The sequence below is a fragment of the Legionella navarrensis genome (assembly GCF_052527415.1).
Genome location: NZ_JBNVZR010000008.1, coordinates 37,780 through 54,168, shown reverse-complemented (window position 1 = coordinate 54,168; position 16,389 = coordinate 37,780). Strand labels below are relative to the sequence as shown.

Here is a 16,389-nt window from a genome sequence, read left to right as displayed (position 1 = left end):
CATTCGATTAAATACTACATGTACTGCCCACCATTCACATCGAGGTTAGCCCCGGTGATGAATCCAGAGTCTGCCGAAGCGAGAAACGCCACAGCTGCTGCTATTTCGGCGGCTTTACCCAGGCGACCAACCGGAATATTGGCAATAATACCGTTCAAAACCTCTTCTTTTACATTAGCCAGCATCGGTGTTTCGATGTAGCCGGGCGAGATGGTGTTAACTGTAATTCCTTTTCTGGCTACTTCCTGAGCCAGACTTTTGGTAAAGCCAAACATGGCCGATTTGCTGGCGGCGTAGTTGCACTGTCCAATTTGTCCTTTACGGCCATTAATGGATGATATGGTGATGATACGACCGTAGTTACGCTCGATCATGCCAGGCAATATGTTACGGGTCATGTTGAATACGCTGGTCAGGTTGGCATCGATAACGTGCTGCCACTGAAAGGGAGTCATTTTGCGAAGGGAAACGTCTGCGGTGATGCCGGCGTTGTTGACCAGCACATCAATATGGCCGTAGCGTTCGGTAACCAGAGCAGCCAGTTTTTCACAGTCGGCAAAGCTGGCCATGTCGGCGTAGACAATATCCACGTCAAAACCTGCCTGACGCTGCTCTTCCTGCCAGCGTTTGGCTTCGTCGTGCCTGCCGTCTTTAAAGTAACAGGCGATAACCTGATAATCACGGCTCAAGCGCTGGCATATGGCGGAACCAATACCACCTGTGCCTCCCGTGACGATCGCTGTCATTTTATCCATAACAAACTCCTTGTCGTTGTGATTTCGATGTCCATTTGAATCACCTCGAATGCAGTAAGGGATCCCCCTGATGTGGCGCTGTGCCACACAAAGTAGATCCCTTACAGATTTCGGGGTGAATAACTTATACTTTTACTGGCTTTGGTACAAAGTTTTTTACCTGCTGTGCAAATTGATGCAGTACATCCAGTCCGGACTCTTCTGCCTGTTTGCACCATTGCTGCAAAGACTCAACCAGTTCTTTTTGCGACGATGCCGTTTTCAGCCATATATTCTGCAGTGACTGACGGAACGAATAAACGACCCGCAACTGTTCACGGCTGTCGAGCAGAGCCTGCAGGCGTTCCTGCGAGCGCTGTGACAGCAGGCTGTCCTGCAGACGCAGCAGGCGACCGGCACGCTGAAACAGTTTTTTCTCCGATTTATCTGCAGGAGCAACCTGTTTTTCCCGTTTCAAAACAGGACGCACAACGCGCTTGTAATAATAAGACATCACCTGAAAACGGTTACTGACCACGGCTCTGACGGTTTCCAGGTCAACAGACAGTTTTCCAGCGTCCATAGCGAGCCTGGGCGGCAGTTTTTTTACCTTGGCTAAACCAAGCATAGACAAACATCGGATATACATCCAGCCCAAATCGAATTCCCACCATTTAATTGAGAATTTGGCCGACGATGCGAAGGTGTGATGATTGTTATGCAGCTCTTCCCCACCAATCCAGAATCCCCAGGGAATAATGTTGGTTGCGGCATCGTGGCACTCAAAATTACGATAGCCCCAGTGATGGCCAATACCGTTAATCACGCCGGCGGCATGCACGGGAATCCACATCATCTGAATAGCCCAGATGGTAACGCCAGGTATGCCGAACAACAGCACATCAATCAGAAACATCAGTAAAATACCGCGAGCGGAGTAGCGCTTGTAGAGGTTACGCTCAATCCAGTCATCGGGCGTGCCGTGCGAGTACTTTTCAACCATCTCGCTGTCTTTGGCTGCGGCCTTGTATAACTCAGCGCCCTGCCAGAATACTTTTTTAATACCGAGAACTCTGGGGCTGTGGGGATCGCCTTCTACGTCTGTTGTGGCGTGGTGCTTGCGGTGAATCGCGACCCATTGAGAGGTAACCATACCCGTCGTCATCCACAGCCAGAAACGGAAAAAGTGACTGACCGCCGGGTGCAGAGTCAATGCGCGATGCGTCTGATAACGGTGCAGATAAATTGTAACGCCTGCAATGGTAATCTGTGTCAATACGATGGTGGCAATCACATACCCCCAGAAAGACAGATTTAAAAGGCCAAAAATCATACGGGACTCCTCTGAACAAAGAATTCTAAAAACAGCTTGAGCATACCTTCTTCAATTTACGCATTGGGATTCAGACTCTGACAATCAGGATTCCGATGCGCACATTAAAGTGGCCACACAAACGGCTGCTGACGACAAATTTCACTTATTTTCGGGGGAATGCCGGCTCCTTTCCTGCAAATCCGCAAAAAACCCAGAGATCGCAAAACAATGGTCACGACACCCTGATAAAAATTTAACGTCTATCTTTATAATAACACAATTTGTATGGTTTAAATATCATATCAGTTACACAAATTATGTTATCATACTAATCGAGGCTGTTAAAAAGGTTGCCAGCATGAATAAAAAGTTGAACATTCCATTGCAATCCATCAAGCCATTCATGGTCCTTGGATTTGCTATTGCCCTCATTATCGGGCTGTTAATGATGCTTTCATACCTCGTTATCTGGGGTCTGGTCATCGGCGCGGTCCTCTGGCTGGCAGCAACCGTTAAACGCTTGCTCTTTCCGCCCAGGATCATTTCCCGTCAACAGGGCCGCATCATCGACTACCCGCGTGATAAAAAATAATGCCGGAATTACCTGAGGTTGAAACCACCCGCCTGGCGATCACGCCCTTTCTCATTAATCAGCGCATCAGTCACATTGAAGTGCGCCAGAGTCGTCTGCGTCTGCCCGTATCAATGGAACTGCAGAATGGCTGTCAGGGCATGACGGTTGAAGCGGTGATTCGCCGCGCCAAATACCTGCTGCTGCAGCTGAACGAAGGTTTTATCCTGATACATCTGGGCATGTCTGGCCATTTACAGATTGTACCGGTCGGCACAATTGCCACGAAACACGCTCATATCGATATGATTCTCGACTCAGGCCATATGCTGCGCTACCACGATCCGCGCCGCTTTGGTCTTTGGCTTTATCTGCCGCACAGCCCTTATCAGCACGCGCTGCTGACACATCTGGGGCCTGAGCCTTTGTCAGATCTGTTTAACGGTAATTATCTCTGGCAGCGCGCGCAGGGCAGAAAGCAGGCCATCAAGTCATTCATCATGAACAACGATACCGTGGTCGGCGTGGGCAATATTTACGCCACAGAAAGCCTGTTTTTATCAGGCATTCATCCGCTGCGGGCAGCAGGCTCGCTGACGCGGGACGAATGTGAGAACCTGTCGCGGCATATTAAACAGGTGCTGGAACAGGCCATCAGCGTTGGAGGGACCACCCTGCAGGATTTTTATGCCCCCGATGGGAAACCAGGCTACTTTGCCAGTAAGCTGTATGTTTATGGCCGCAAAAACCAGACCTGTATGCGCTGCGAGGACTTCATTGACGCCTGCCAAATCGGCGGTCGAACGTCAGCCTGGTGTCCGGGCTGTCAGCCATTGGGTTTGCAAGTCATATGACTTCCCGTATTATCAACGCATGTATAGATTTTTGAGGCCTTATGAAAATCAGTAAACTCCGTACGCTGTGGATAACGATTCTATCTGCCCTTTTTACCGCCAACACCTGCATTCAGGCTGTTTTTATGCGCCTCAGCAAACGCATCAATCGTCCCTGGGTCGATGCCGCCATCGATATATGGATTAATCGTCTGCTGGATCTTGTCAAGGTACAGTGCCGGGTAGTTAATCCGCATAATGTCTATCCAGAAGCGGGCAAGGCCACTATTATCATGTGTAATCATGCCAGCATGTACGATATCCCTATCAGCTATAAAGCGTTCCCCGGGCATTCCATGCGCATGCTGGCCAAGAAGGAACTATCCAGAATCCCCTTTTTAGGCAAGGGAATGAAGGCCGCCGAATTTCCTTTTGTTGATCGAAAAAACCGTAACCAGTCCATAAAGGATCTGCAATATACCCACGAGCTTATGGAAAGCGGCATCGTAGTCTGGATTGCTCCGGAGGGGACACGCTCTCTCACTGGTCGGCTCGGAACCTTTAAAAAGGGTGCATTCATAACCGCTATTGAAGCTCAGGCCACTATCATCCCTATCGGAATTCGAGGTGCTTACAATATTCTGCCCGCTCACACCATGCAGTTTAATCTCAACCAGACCGCCGAAATACACATCGGTCAGCCCATTGACGCATCTCAGTACAGCCTTAATCAAAAAGAAGAGCTGATTCAGAAAGTGCGGGAATCAATCAAGGCCCTGGCAGGCGAAGAGGAATAAGCGTACGAATCAGATCAGGCGGCCATTCAGAGCTGGCCCGCCCGGCAATTGACTCGCCTGGCTAATGTCGTTATTCTTCAAAAACCTTCATTTTCTGGTAATTATCGTGACTGAACTGACTGAGTTACTCAGACCATCCTGGGGTGCTGAGAAATGGATACTGGAAGGTTGGAACAAAATTACTGCAGACGAAAAGCAAGTCATAAAAAAGAGAATGGATGATTTGTTCTGTGACGGCCTACCCTTTGAACTGAAGTCCGACAAGCTTTTCTATATTTATACCTTTTCTCTTCTGGCACAGCTGGAAGTCCTCGCCATTCAGGTTCCACTTAAATTTGAATCGAGAATGTCTACGCCTGAATTCAGGGCGAGCATGCGCCAGCAGCTGCTGGATGAAATCTTTCATGGCCTGGTTTTCACGAAAATTGTGTATATGCTCTGCGCCCCCCTGGCCTCGCCACCACCTTACAGCCCAAACATAGAGCTGCTTTGTAATTTTATTCGTGAGGAAGAATGCCCCAGGGTTGCCGTCATGTTGCTGAATCTGATTGGCGAGGGCTGGATTGAAGAAATCTTTTACAGCCTGCATCGGGCTGACATTGCGACGAATGTGTTTGATATCATTCTTGAAGATGAACACCGGCACGTTGACGAGGCTGATTTATACCGTGATATTGGTATGCCTGACATCGACAACATCACACCCAAAATTGCGTTTCTGGAAGAGCAGCTGATCAGCAATATTTTTATGCAGTACAAATACATGGTGTCTGTGTGCGCGCTGCTCGGTATTGATGGTGTCAGCAATTTCAAACAAAACCTGCACAACAAGCATTCGCAGCAACTGGCGAAAATTGGACTTAAACCCGGAGACAAATGGTCTTTCTTCATGAAGTTTGGCGACGGTCTGCTGCCCAATTTAAAAAATTACACCGAAGAAAACGCCGAAGTTACAATGACCCCCATTCGCAAGGTCTTCATGACGCAATGGAGTAACCCAAGCGATCCGACCATGGCCGGTCAATTCAGTATCGACGTTTCCCCTCTGGATTTTTTCAACCGTAAATTTCCATCCGAGACGCTGACCTGTCTGATGATGCAGGCGGTCAGTGCTGGTCTGTCAGAAAACGATTCGTTCCGAAACTACCTCAGTTTCCGAAAAATATTTCGCAGTGAAGCGGCATACGTTGGCCTGGTGGTCAAACTGCCTGCCTGCGGTGATCATATTGCAACCATCATTTTTAAAGACTGCCATACATTAAGTCTGCGTGAATTATCAGAAAAAATTCAGAGCCTTATGACGGTTATGACCCATTGTTACAAGCTGCGCGAACATCTGGAGCAGACTAGCCCAGAGATTCAGCGCCTGATGAAAGACATGGTTTATGACTTTGCCTACAACAGCTACGGCTATCCCATGGCAGGCACACCCTTTGTTTCACTCAGTAACATCGGATATTGCGGCTACAGTCAGTGCATGTCGCCGCTACGCTGCAATGAAACCATGAAAGTAACCCTGATGGAAGTTGAACGTCGTCAGGTATGGAGCAAAGAAACCCAGTCGTTTGTCGTACAGGACATGCTTCCGGTCTCGATCAGCGCCGATCATCGCATTTTTGATGGTAATCTGCCCGTTCCGAAACAAACCGGTGAATATTTTAATCGAATGTTCGCCAAAATGGTGCAGGAAAAGCAGCTTCCCTATGAACCTGCAATGCAGCCCAGACAAATGAAAAAAATTCTGGACCGGTTAATCGATACAAACGTAGAAATGGGTTATAAGACCTTGATCTGGCTGCAGACTTACTGGTTTGACTTTATTTCTCTGGAAGAATGCTATCAGGCAGCCAACATGGAACCTGCCTGACACTCGGCTCTCGCATTCACAGGGATGTGATGCGGGGGCTATATCCGCTTGATCAGTATGTTGTATATCCATGCCGTAACGTAAGCACCAACATACGCGTTGACAAATACGATACCGCCACCAAGCACGCTGTTGAAAAACGATGGATTATACGAGACGTACATCTCACCCATCATTGCTACAGCTGGTTTGCCTGTGTAAACGGCCATGGCCATCAAACCTGCCACAAACGCAGCAAAACCTGAAATAGCACCCAAGGTCAATCCTAATGCCATGGGGTGAAGCTTACTGTATGCCATAATAGTCACCTTGTAATATTCCCTGTTCGCATTCTATTATTCATTATTCTCAATAGGATGGGAAGTGTCCTGCTACTCAGCACTCAGCACATAAGAAAAAGCGGTAGGTTGGGCCTTGGCCCAACAATGGATCTGGTGAGATATTCTTTGTTGGGCCAAGGCCCAACCTACCGCTTTTTCCATTTAGTTTTGACATGCGTCGTCCCTGCCTGCGCGGGGAGGATACTTACATGTCAAAACCAAATGGAAACAGTACTAATGCCTGAAGCCATAGCGTGCGGGTGCTGAGCTGACCATCAGGGCCGAGCCCATATGGCGGGGATCAGAGGCCGCCGTTACGATATTAAGTGATTTATCCCAGGTTATCGCCTGCATATCACCGTAATACTGTTTCAGTGCCATTAACTGATAACCCAGTGCTTTCAGACCAGCCTGTATATCCGGGGAAAACGTTTCCGGCTCAAACTGCACCCAGTCGGGCAGATACTGATGATGAAAACGCATAGCCGACACCATCGATATGGCCCCATGGTAGCGACTGAACTCCAGTGCCGCCAATAGCAGCATGGAAGGAATACGACTGCCACCGGGCGTACCATATACAGCAACCCGTCCCGGCATTTCCAGAAAACTCGGCGCCATGCTGGATACGGGCCGCTTTCCAGGAGCAATGGCATTTTTATCATTTCCAACCAGACCAAACACGTTTCTTGCACCAGCCTTGGCTGAGAAATCATCCATTTCGTCGTTCACAATAACGCCCGTTCCAGCCGGAACAACGCTGGAGCCAAAAATATAGTTAACGGTCATCGTAGCCGATACGCGGTTATCCTCGCTGTCAATGATGGCAATCTGCGTGGTATTCGGCTGATTATCATGTGGTGCGCTGCCTTCAAAGCGGGAGCTTGGCGTCACCTGCCCCTGCGGGATGAGAGAACGCAAATAACTCAGGTTGTCACTCGACAGCAGCTTGTCTATGGCCAGAGGGATAAAATCCGGATCGCCCATGGTCTGGCTGGCCTGCCAGTACGTAACACGCATGGCTTCGATCAAACGGCTCAGTCGCTGCACCTCCGGCAGACTCTCCAGTTCTACATTATCCAGCAGCGCCAGTGTTGTCAGCAGAATATAGCCGCCAGACGACGGTGGCGGCGCCGTAATGATCAGCATATTGCGGTAAGCGCCTATTAAGGGCTCTCGTAGTTTAATCTGATAGCGGGATAAGTCATTTAAGGTCCAGATACCGCCGGCGGCACGAACACCCTTTACCAGCTTTTCAGCGACATCCCCTCTGTAAAATCCATCCTGTCCGTGTTGAGCCAGTTGTTTCAGGGTATTGGCCAGATCCGGCTGCCTGAACCGCTTACCCGGGCGCCAGGGCTCGCCCTTGTTCAGAAAAACAGCAGCCGTATCGGGAAATCGGAGCAATTGCTCGAGACGATCCTCGTTTCTGGCAAAATCATAAAAACGTGTATCCATATCAAAACCATCTTCTGCAAGCTTAATGGCCGGGGCCAGAACACGTGCCAGCGGCAGGCGCCCATAATGTTCTGATATATAAACCAGCGCGGCAGGCTCGCCTGGTATGGCGGCGGCCAGCCCGCCATTCAGTGACAGACCGGGAATCACATTACCCTGCTTATCAAGAAACATGTCCTTGCTGGCGGCCATTGGCGCGACCTCACGGCCGTCAATCAGGATATTTTTTTTGCTTTTTCCGTCATGCAGCAGCCAGAAACCGCCGCCACCAAGGCCGGAATGATAAGGCTCAACAACTGCCAGCGCGGCGCTGACGGCAACAGCCGCATCAAAGGCGTTACCACCGGCAGCCAGAATCTCCAGACCCGCGCTGGTTGCCAGAGGATGCGCACTGGCTACCGCGTAGCCAGGTGGCTTCTCATGCAGGGGCAGCGCGTGGGCGGAGGCAGAAAACAAGGTAAACAGGCTGACACCAGCCAGTAAATGCAGAACTGCTTTCATAACGCTTCCTGAAGTGCCCGTTTCTGAAGCGCGTCGACCACCGAGGCAGGTACAAACTGAGACACATCACCTTTCAGAATGGCTATCTCCCGCACCAGAGTAGACGATATAAACATCAGATTTTCAGATGGTGTTAAAAACAGGGTTTCCACGTCAGCCGACAGTTTACGATTCATGCCGGCCAGCTGAAACTCATACTCAAAGTCGTGAACAGCCCGAAGACCGCGCAAAATAATACCGGCTTTTTGCTCCCGTACAAAATCAATAAGCAGGTTATCAAAGCCAACCACCGAGACCCCGGGTAAATCTGCCACCGCTTCTTCAATTAAGCTGATTCGCTGCTCAAGTGAAAGATAGGGGCGCTTGGCCTTATTGCTGGCCACAGCGACCACCAGTTCAGGAAAAATGTTGGCTGCACGCGTGATAATATCAATATGGCCGTTGGTCACGGGATCAAATGTACCTGGGTAAATAGCTCGTTGTTTCATCAGGCTGGCGAGTGATTGCAAGTTGTTCCAGTCTAGCGTATTCTGAAAAAAAACACTATGACTAATGGATTGGGGATTTGGCAATGAATGCACTCAAACGATTGATTTTCGTCCCTATGCTCGCCTTGATGGCCTGTGCGCCTCCGAAAATGCAGGCTCCTGCAATGCCCGGTATGATACCAAATGAAGCGGCCCCCCTTAAGACACCTGGCCCAGGTACCAATGAGAAGGTAGCAGCCATTGTCACAGACGGTAAAATCAACCCAGGCAAATCCCTCGGGACAAGTGCGACGCCCCCTTCTTCCTGGGAACTATCAGGCGCCATGGCGGCCAAAAACAAAAATAAAGCCTGGAGCGCATCGGTAAACTGGATTCAGCGTGGCATTAGCTCTTATCAGATTCGCCTCTTTGGCCCGCTTGGCAGCGGAACCGTGATGATTTCCCGCCAGGGAGGCGCGATAAGCTTCCGCGATGGCCCCAAATCCGTCACATCCAGCAACGCCGATGAACTGCTGAGCAGACAAACCGGCGTTCGACTTCCGGTCAGCAATCTCTTTTACTGGGTACGCGGTATCCCGGCACCCGGTGCCGTCCAGTCGGCTCAGCGCGATGCCAACGGCCATCTGACTCTCCTGCGCCAGTCTGGCTATACCATTCAATACCTCGGTTACAGCAGCGTAGGAAAGATGGCGTTGCCTGCCAGTATTCGCTTACAGGGTAATGGCGTATTCATTAAGATGGTTATTAAACGCTGGAGAATTTAGGTCATCAGAAAAAAAATACAGGATGGCGATTGACAACCCTTAAAATTCTCTGCAAAATACGCAGCACATTCCGACGGTATACGGAATGGCAGTCAAGGATGATAAAGTAGAATCCACAATTTATTGGGGTGTCGCCAAGCGGTAAGGCACAGGGTTTTGATCCCTGCATACCTAGGTTCGAATCCTAGCACCCCAGCCAGATTCTTGTTGATTCAACCTGAAGTCAATTCAGGTTTTTTTGCTTCAAGTAAACAGACGGCAGAAGATATCCGGGAAGGATGCGTAGTCCGGATCGCACTAATAATAACTATATCTTTCTGGCTGTCTTCTGCTATGTGTTTAAGTTAACTGATTAACCCCCAATCGAAGGCTTTTTACACATGTCAACAATGATGATATTTACTGGTAACGCCAATCCCGAACTTGCACTCAACATTGCATCGCATTTGCAGATCCCTATTGGTCAGGCTTCTGTAGGTACGTTCAGCGATGGTGAAACCCTGGTTGAAATTCTTGAAAATGTCCGTGGCCGCGATGTGTTTATCGTTCAGTCCACCTGCGCACCTGCCAACAATAACCTGATGGAGCTGCTGACTATGTCAGACGCCCTCAGACGCTCATCGGCAGGCCGGATTACGGCCGTAGTACCCTATTTTGGCTATGCAAGACAGGACAGGCGTGTACGTTCAGCGCGCGTGCCGATCACGGCTAAAGTGGTGGCTGACATGATGGCATCCGTCGGGATCTGCCGCGTTTTGACGGTTGACCTGCACGCAGACCAGATTCAGGGCTTTTTCTACATGCCCGTTGATAACGTCTATTCCACCCCTATTCTGCTGGAAGACATCAAACTGCAGAATCTGACCAATTTGATGGTGGTTTCGCCTGATGTAGGCGGTGTGGTTCGCGCGCGCGCGATGGCCAAGCGTCTTAACGATGCAGAGCTGTCGATTATCGATAAACGTCGCAGTGGCCCTAATAAATCAGAGGTCATGCACATCATCGGTGAACCAGCGGGCAGAAACTGCATCATCATTGACGACATTGTCGATACAGCCGGCACGCTTTGCTCAGCCGCCTACCAGTTAAAACAAAATGGCGCAACCAGCGTCAGAGCCTATATCACGCATCCCGTGCTGTCAGGCCCTGCCGTGAACAACATCAACCAGTCCGTGCTGGATGAAGTAGTTGTTACCGATACCATCCCTTTATCAGATGCCGCCAGACAATGCGCTAAAATCCGCGTAGTGAGCCTTGCCGACATGCTGGCTCAGGCGATTAAACGCGTTAATGTTGAGGAATCGGTCAGTTCGATGTTTGCGGACTAAACCGCGAAGACCGTATCACCTTAGTGGCGATACGGTTTTTTTGTGCGTTTTAATGAGGGAAAGCCTGCTCTTGAGTCGCCATGTCATCATCTGACGATACTGGCACAGGGGCAGGTAAAAACAGGCGCATTCGGTTCAGTAATCCTTTTCCATTATTATGAGGCGCTCTGACATATTCCGTCAGTACGCCTTTCTGCTCTGCTACTATGCGCTCAGCTCTTTGCCCCGCACTCTCATTCTCCAGCGCTTTCGCTTTATCCAGATCAGCCAGACGCCGAATAACCGATTGGCTGGAAGCAGATTTAGCCGGAAAGTCCGCCAGAGAGTCTTTAAACTCATTGAAATCCTCAACGGGCAAGTCGGCTATGGTTCTTCTCATCTGTTCACGTTGCTCACTGGAAACCCCTTTTCGCGTGAAATAATCAACAAAGGTTTTCAGGCAGGCACCGAGGGTAATGGTAAACGGCAAAGTAAACGCATGGATCACGAACATGATAACCGCGGCGAGAACGTCACCTTCGGCAGTAAAATCACGCATCGACCGAAAGCCACTTAAAAACGCGCCCTTGATATTACGCCACCACAAATTAAAAAAATAACCAGGCCCCATCAACTCACCCCATCATGTTAATAAACAGGCACTTTATAACACAAAAATTAACAGAATGTTAAATTTTAATTCCCAGAGAACATAAACCTATGTGCTGGACAATTTTTTAATCTTTGTATTAGGGGCTGTCCTCTCAGAGCATCATTTGTCCTCCCCGCAAAGGCGGGGATCCATGGTCAAATCAGGCTCGGAGGCAGCTCCAGAAATGAAAAAGGGCGATTAAAAAATCGCCCTTTTCGTTGAAACGCGGATAGGATTAATCGCGGGTTCCAACGTATTTGTCGTCGAAATAACGTCGTAATTTGGTTCTCAGAGTTCCACGACTGATACCCAGCATAACAGCAGCACGAGACTGATTGTATTTGCAATGTTCCATAACAGCGCGGAACAGGGGTGTTTCGATTTCTTCGAGAACAAACTGGTAAAGATCGACAGGATCAGTTCCCTTCAGCTCGGCAAAATATTTTTGCACAGATTGAGTCACGCTGGCTGCCAGTGACGCAGTGTTATCTCCGGCTTCATTACTGATTATTGTCATTCTTTTTAACTCCTCCTTCAAAAAGCAGCATCTTACAGAATTGCACAAATCCTGACAAGTAAAGATAATGCTATTTTTAGTATTATTAGAAAAAAAAACGAGTGCGCCATCTGATTTCAGCGCACTCGTAACCACTTGATTTTACTTGTTAGAACTTCAACATCTCTTGACTGAATGGATTGCCATTCACCAGCAGCTTGCCCTGATCAAGTGACAGCTCAACAACGTAGTAGTCGCCTTGCTGTACGATAAGACCTGTCTGCAGCATTGATGCTATCTGAGCCTTGGTCATTTCAGACACATCAGGCGTTGCAGCCGGCGCTGATGCATCAGCCGCTGGCGCAGCACCCTGCTGAGCAGCCGCACGCTGTCTGTTTGCTTCATTCATAGCCAGCTGAACTACCTCTACAGGTACTTTCAATTTGCTGACACCATGAATTTTTGTAATCAATTCAAAAGGATTGGCACTGTCACCTTTTGGCAGTGAAACAAACAGAGTTCCTTCTACCGTACCCTGAGGCATGGTGAAGCTTAAGTCAGACACTTCAAACTCGGCGCCACGGCTGAACAGCTTTGGCACGTCAGGTAAAATGGCCATTAATGCCTGTTGTTTTTCCTGATCGGTACCTTGCTGGGCCTTGGTCACCTGCTCGTTAATACGAGCCAGAACCGTCGCATCCAGGTTTCTGACCGATATTTCCAGATTGCCAGGACCAAAGGTTTTGCCGTTAGCCTGAATTTTTCCGATTGAGGTTTTGAAATGAGAGCTGAACAAATCATCGCTGATATCGCTGCTGCTGTTCAAGTCAAAACTATTCATTTCAAACTGCGTCTGGCCGTTTTGTGTCACGACGATGGAAGGAATCGATACACTTGCCTCACCCAGATACAGCCCACTGTCTGTTTTACGCAGCTTGTACTCGGTTTCGACTTTACCAAGGGTCGCCTTGATGTCTTTTTGAGTAAACAGCATGCCGGTAACGTTCATGCCACCTTCAATTTTATCGGCATTAGAGGTGACAAAGGTGTTGCTGGTCATTCCCATCCAGTCAAACTCGCCGCCTTGTTTAGCGATCAGCTTGAATGAGGGAACGGCCATTTCAACATCGCTGCTGTTAAAATAATTAACAAACAGAGACAGATCCATTTTTGGCCTGGTGGACTCACTGGTAAACAGGTTATTGAACTGTTCAGTGTACTGGGCGGGCAGTTCCAGATCGGTACTGGCATAGCCAAGGCCAAATTTAACGCCGCTTTTAGAAAAAATGAATGGGCCGTGGAGAATGGTCAACGGCATTTTCATGCTATAGTCCTGAGCAGGCACTGTCTCTGACTGACCATCAGCCGATTTCACCAGACGCTCGGGAACGTGAAGCTTCCAGTCCAGGGTTGCTGTCGAGCTGAACCAGCCGCGATTGTAGCTGTCTATGCTGGCAAACACGCCGTTTGACTGGTTAATGACGTCCAGGTTGTGCCTGACGGTGCGCTCGGTCGCAACACCCATACCGTAGTATCCGCCAAGGACTAGAATGGCCAGAATAACCACCAATCCCGCTAGTTTTTTCATTGTCATCTCCGTGTAAGTATTCTTCCTCTGCACCATACCAGGCCAGAGGCACCGAACTAATTAAAGCACGAGATGACAGAACTAGCAAAGAAATAACAAAAAAAACCACTATAAATCAGCAGGAATGCGTGGGTTTACACCATGTTTCACGAACCATAAAAGCGAGTATCAGAGCTACCAGTGAGCACAATGGGAGAATCTGCAGGCCCGCCTGAAAATCGGTGTGTGTCAGCGTTTCAACATGATAGCCACGGGCGCCGGAAGCACGATCGATCAGCCAGCCAACGAGAGGCTGCATGGACGCGCCAACAAAGATCGAAATCATGTTGGTAAACGCAATCGACGTCCCCACCACGTTACGTTTCTGGATTTCAGTGGACACGGCATAGGCAATGGCAACCCCGGTATTTGTAAATCCGAATACAAAAAAGATGAAATACGCGCTTGACGCGCTCATGGCAGGATAAAACACAAAGAGGCTGGTTAATATCAAACCGCTGGCAGCAGAAATAATCATCAGCGGTTTGCGTCGTCCCATGCGGTCCGACAACCAGCCGGCAATGGGACCGCCTATTCCCCAGCCAATAAATATAAGACCGGTTGCAAAGGCAGCTGAATGGGCTGTTAAACCACGGCCATATTCGAGATACGCAGGTCCTATGGCCTCACCAATCACAGCGGTTGGTCCAAACAGAAATCCTGCATACAGGGCATTTATCCATGTCTGTCTGTGAGACAGGATAATGGCCAGACTTTGCCGGATGCTCAGATTAGCGGGCTCATGAATACTCTGGCGCTGGGCATAAGGCCGGTCCTGAACAAACAGATAAAGCAGTACCGCGAGCACGATAAAGAGCAGTGCGATAATCAGCATACTTTCGCGCCAGCCCATGTGAGCCACGAGAAATGACACCGGTGCCTCGCCCGCTGCAGCACCAAGCATACCGAGCGCCTGCGTTAAACCAGCCAGCAACCCCAGCATGGCCGGAGGAAACCAGGACGTTGCCAGTCGCAGGGAACTGACAAAGGCAAAGGCAGCACTGAAGCCAATCAACATTCGACCGATGGATGCTGTCAGCAGGCCATCTGCCAGCCCAAATACCGCGCAGCCCAGCGCCGTAACCAGCGACATGGCCGTCAGGATGGTGCGAATGCTCAGCCGGTCGACAGTCAGACCCACAGGAATCTGCATGAGGATGTAAGGAACGTAAAACGAGGCGGTTAAAATGCCGAAGCTGGCTTCGTTAATACCGAAGGCCGTCTGCAGGCTGCGGTGCATGACACCGGGTGCCACACGGGCCATGTAATCTGAAAAATAGAAAGCCGCGGCCAGACCCCATACGATCCAGGCGGCAGCCAATGAATTACCCGGGCTGTTTTTTTTATCCTGAGTCACAATACCCTCTTCCGAAAATTTGTATCTATCAAAAACTGATAGAGTATGATTCAATCGTTATCAACCCGAACAGCAGTTCTAATTATTCGAGCACTCGTGTATATTTAAATACATCAGTGAATCGGAAGTTAACACTTTTATTTTAATCTGTACACCTTCCTGACTCTATAAACTTATAACCAGCCTGGGTAACGACCATGACCGCATTGGAAAAAGCCATCAAAAACGCTCTCGATTTATCTGGCAGTACTGCCGAAGCCAATAAGGCGTATCTGGAGTTCATCAAAGCCAACTTTATCATCCCGGTGGATATCAATTCCGATCCAAACGATCCCGAAGTCCTTTATCTGCAGGAGCAGGGCCAGACATTTTTACCCGTATTCACCGACATGAAGCATCTGGATAACTGGGCACATGACATCAGCGACAAAATCCGCATACTCAGACTGTCTGGTGTAGACCTTTTAAAAGGTATGGGAGAGCATGTCAGTGTCTGTCTGAATATTGGCAGCCCGGTTTATAAGGAATTTAATCCATCTGAGCTGGCCAGAATGCGCAGCATGGTTATTAAATTTTTCTCATCTTGAACAAAAGAAGGTTAATATGCTAAAATTTGTATTAACTATGCTGTTATGAGGATTGAACCCATGGCTGAAATTGTACCTCCTTCACTGACACCGGAGGCTGGCGCTGCTCCAACAGCTCCTAAGCCTCTGCCTGGCGTAGACGATACTCCCAGTCCCTCACCAGTGGCGGATAACAGTGAAAAATCAGCAGCACCTGACACCAAGGCCAAAAAACAGCCTCAAGAGCCAGCGCCATCGGACAACGCCAATAAGAAGGAAGCGGAGACTGGTGATCCATGGCTGGATATGTGGACTGATCTGCAAAACAGGTTGAATGAAAAAAGCTCCGACTCAAAGGTAAGCGGGCCGCCGCAAATAAACAGCCCGCAAAAAGAACCACAAGCCGACAAACCTGCTGCCGATAACAGCAGGTCAAACGACGCGAGTGTAAAAGCACCTGAGCCCATGATGTCAACGCCCTCTGACAGCCAGACAGACCCCTCACCGGAAGCTGACGAGTTAGCCGCTTTCGACAGAATGGATGCCAGCTCAAAAACAGGCAGCATGCCAGGCAGAACACCTGATCTCGATGCAGAGGCCGCTCTGGGTCAAGCCGGCCCGGCATTGGGAGCCTGATAAAACGACCATAGGCATTTGAGGCCATATCGTGTATAATATGGCCTGACAAATTCAAGGTATTGATATCCAGACACAGCAGTTCGGCCTTTCCCGTGTT

At 49.3% G+C, this 16,389-nt stretch carries 17 protein-coding genes and 1 tRNA gene; 9 read left to right on the top strand and 9 right to left on the bottom strand.

The genetic code is table 11. The features are described from left to right. Nucleotides 1-14 precede the first annotated feature (14 nt). Together phbB and ACQUTA_RS06520 are read right to left on the bottom strand one after the other, a co-directional pair. Nucleotides 15-755 carry an acetoacetyl-CoA reductase gene (phbB, locus tag ACQUTA_RS06525; protein ID WP_444987418.1) on the bottom strand — a complete coding sequence of 247 codons (741 nt, stop codon included), beginning with the start codon at nt 753-755 and terminating at the stop codon, nt 15-17. A gap of 124 nt (nt 756-879) precedes the next feature. Continuing rightward, nucleotides 880-2,067 (bottom strand): DesA family fatty acid desaturase, encoded by a 1,188-nt coding sequence (locus tag ACQUTA_RS06520; protein ID WP_444987417.1) that lies wholly within the window; start codon nt 2,065-2,067, stop codon nt 880-882. A 340-nt stretch (nt 2,068-2,407) separates the two neighbouring features. Between ACQUTA_RS06520 and ACQUTA_RS06515 the strand changes: the two genes are divergently transcribed. From ACQUTA_RS06515 to ACQUTA_RS06500, 4 genes are all read left to right on the top strand, one after another. Further along, complete coding sequence (locus ACQUTA_RS06515) at nt 2,408-2,641, top strand: hypothetical protein (protein ID WP_444987416.1); 234 nt, start codon at nt 2,408-2,410, stop codon at nt 2,639-2,641. Then, a complete protein-coding gene (mutM, locus tag ACQUTA_RS06510) occupies nt 2,641-3,474 on the top strand; it encodes a bifunctional DNA-formamidopyrimidine glycosylase/DNA-(apurinic or apyrimidinic site) lyase (protein ID WP_444987415.1) in 834 nt (277 codons plus the stop codon). The genes ACQUTA_RS06515 and mutM overlap by 1 nt, the downstream gene beginning before the upstream one ends. Nucleotides 3,475-3,599: 125 nt before the next feature. Then, nucleotides 3,600-4,250, top strand: coding sequence for a lysophospholipid acyltransferase family protein (locus ACQUTA_RS06505; protein ID WP_444987464.1), 651 nt, complete (start codon nt 3,600-3,602; stop codon nt 4,248-4,250). A 106-nt stretch (nt 4,251-4,356) separates the two neighbouring features. Further along, nucleotides 4,357-6,117 carry a 2-oxo acid dehydrogenase subunit E2 gene (locus ACQUTA_RS06500; protein ID WP_444987414.1) on the top strand — a complete coding sequence of 587 codons (1,761 nt, stop codon included), beginning with the start codon at nt 4,357-4,359 and terminating at the stop codon, nt 6,115-6,117. Nucleotides 6,118-6,155: 38 nt separating this feature from the next. Here ACQUTA_RS06500 and ACQUTA_RS06495 read toward each other — a convergent pair whose 3' ends face one another. The 3 genes from ACQUTA_RS06495 to coaD form a co-directional block, all read right to left on the bottom strand. Next, on the bottom strand, nt 6,156-6,416 hold the full coding sequence (locus ACQUTA_RS06495) for a hypothetical protein (RefSeq protein WP_444987413.1): 261 nt from the start codon (nt 6,414-6,416) through the stop codon (nt 6,156-6,158). Nucleotides 6,417-6,671: 255 nt separating this feature from the next. Beyond that, entirely contained in the window at nt 6,672-8,396 is a 1,725-nt protein-coding gene (ggt, locus tag ACQUTA_RS06490) for a gamma-glutamyltransferase (RefSeq protein WP_444987412.1), read from the bottom strand. Then, entirely contained in the window at nt 8,393-8,884 is a 492-nt protein-coding gene (gene coaD / locus ACQUTA_RS06485; RefSeq protein WP_444987463.1) for a pantetheine-phosphate adenylyltransferase, read from the bottom strand. The genes ggt and coaD overlap by 4 nt, the downstream gene beginning before the upstream one ends. A gap of 83 nt (nt 8,885-8,967) precedes the next feature. Between coaD and lolB the strand changes: the two genes are divergently transcribed. The 3 genes from lolB to ACQUTA_RS06470 all read left to right on the top strand — a co-directional run bounded on the left by lolB (nt 8,968) and on the right by ACQUTA_RS06470 (nt 10,976). Next, nucleotides 8,968-9,648: a lipoprotein insertase outer membrane protein LolB gene (lolB, locus tag ACQUTA_RS06480; protein WP_444987411.1), complete on the top strand. Its 681-nt coding sequence runs from the start codon at nt 8,968-8,970 to the stop codon at nt 9,646-9,648. Nucleotides 9,649-9,772: 124 nt separating this feature from the next. After that, a tRNA-Gln gene (locus ACQUTA_RS06475) sits at nt 9,773-9,847 on the top strand. Nucleotides 9,848-10,028: 181 nt separating this feature from the next. Then, complete coding sequence (locus ACQUTA_RS06470) at nt 10,029-10,976, top strand: ribose-phosphate pyrophosphokinase (protein WP_444987410.1); 948 nt, start codon at nt 10,029-10,031, stop codon at nt 10,974-10,976. A 49-nt stretch (nt 10,977-11,025) separates the two neighbouring features. On the opposite strand, the gene ACQUTA_RS06465 is transcribed toward ACQUTA_RS06470, so the two are convergent. From ACQUTA_RS06465 to ACQUTA_RS06450, 4 genes are all read right to left on the bottom strand, one after another. Beyond that, nucleotides 11,026-11,514 (bottom strand): hypothetical protein, encoded by a 489-nt coding sequence (locus ACQUTA_RS06465; RefSeq protein WP_444987409.1) that lies wholly within the window; start codon nt 11,512-11,514, stop codon nt 11,026-11,028. A gap of 328 nt (nt 11,515-11,842) precedes the next feature. Then, a complete protein-coding gene (locus ACQUTA_RS06460) occupies nt 11,843-12,124 on the bottom strand; it encodes a helix-turn-helix domain-containing protein (RefSeq protein WP_444987408.1) in 282 nt (93 codons plus the stop codon). Between the two features lie 148 nt (nt 12,125-12,272). After that, on the bottom strand, nt 12,273-13,691 hold the full coding sequence (locus ACQUTA_RS06455) for a YdgA family protein (RefSeq protein WP_444987407.1): 1,419 nt from the start codon (nt 13,689-13,691) through the stop codon (nt 12,273-12,275). A gap of 115 nt (nt 13,692-13,806) precedes the next feature. Next, on the bottom strand, nt 13,807-15,087 hold the full coding sequence (locus ACQUTA_RS06450) for an MFS transporter (RefSeq protein WP_444987406.1): 1,281 nt from the start codon (nt 15,085-15,087) through the stop codon (nt 13,807-13,809). 197 nt (nt 15,088-15,284) lie between these two features. Between ACQUTA_RS06450 and ACQUTA_RS06445 the strand changes: the two genes are divergently transcribed. Continuing rightward, on the top strand, nt 15,285-15,674 hold the full coding sequence (locus tag ACQUTA_RS06445; protein ID WP_444987405.1) for an SseB family protein: 390 nt from the start codon (nt 15,285-15,287) through the stop codon (nt 15,672-15,674). Nucleotides 15,675-15,734: 60 nt separating this feature from the next. Further along, entirely contained in the window at nt 15,735-16,289 is a 555-nt protein-coding gene (locus ACQUTA_RS06440; RefSeq protein WP_444987404.1) for a hypothetical protein, read from the top strand. The last annotated feature ends 100 nt before the right edge of the window (nt 16,290-16,389 follow it).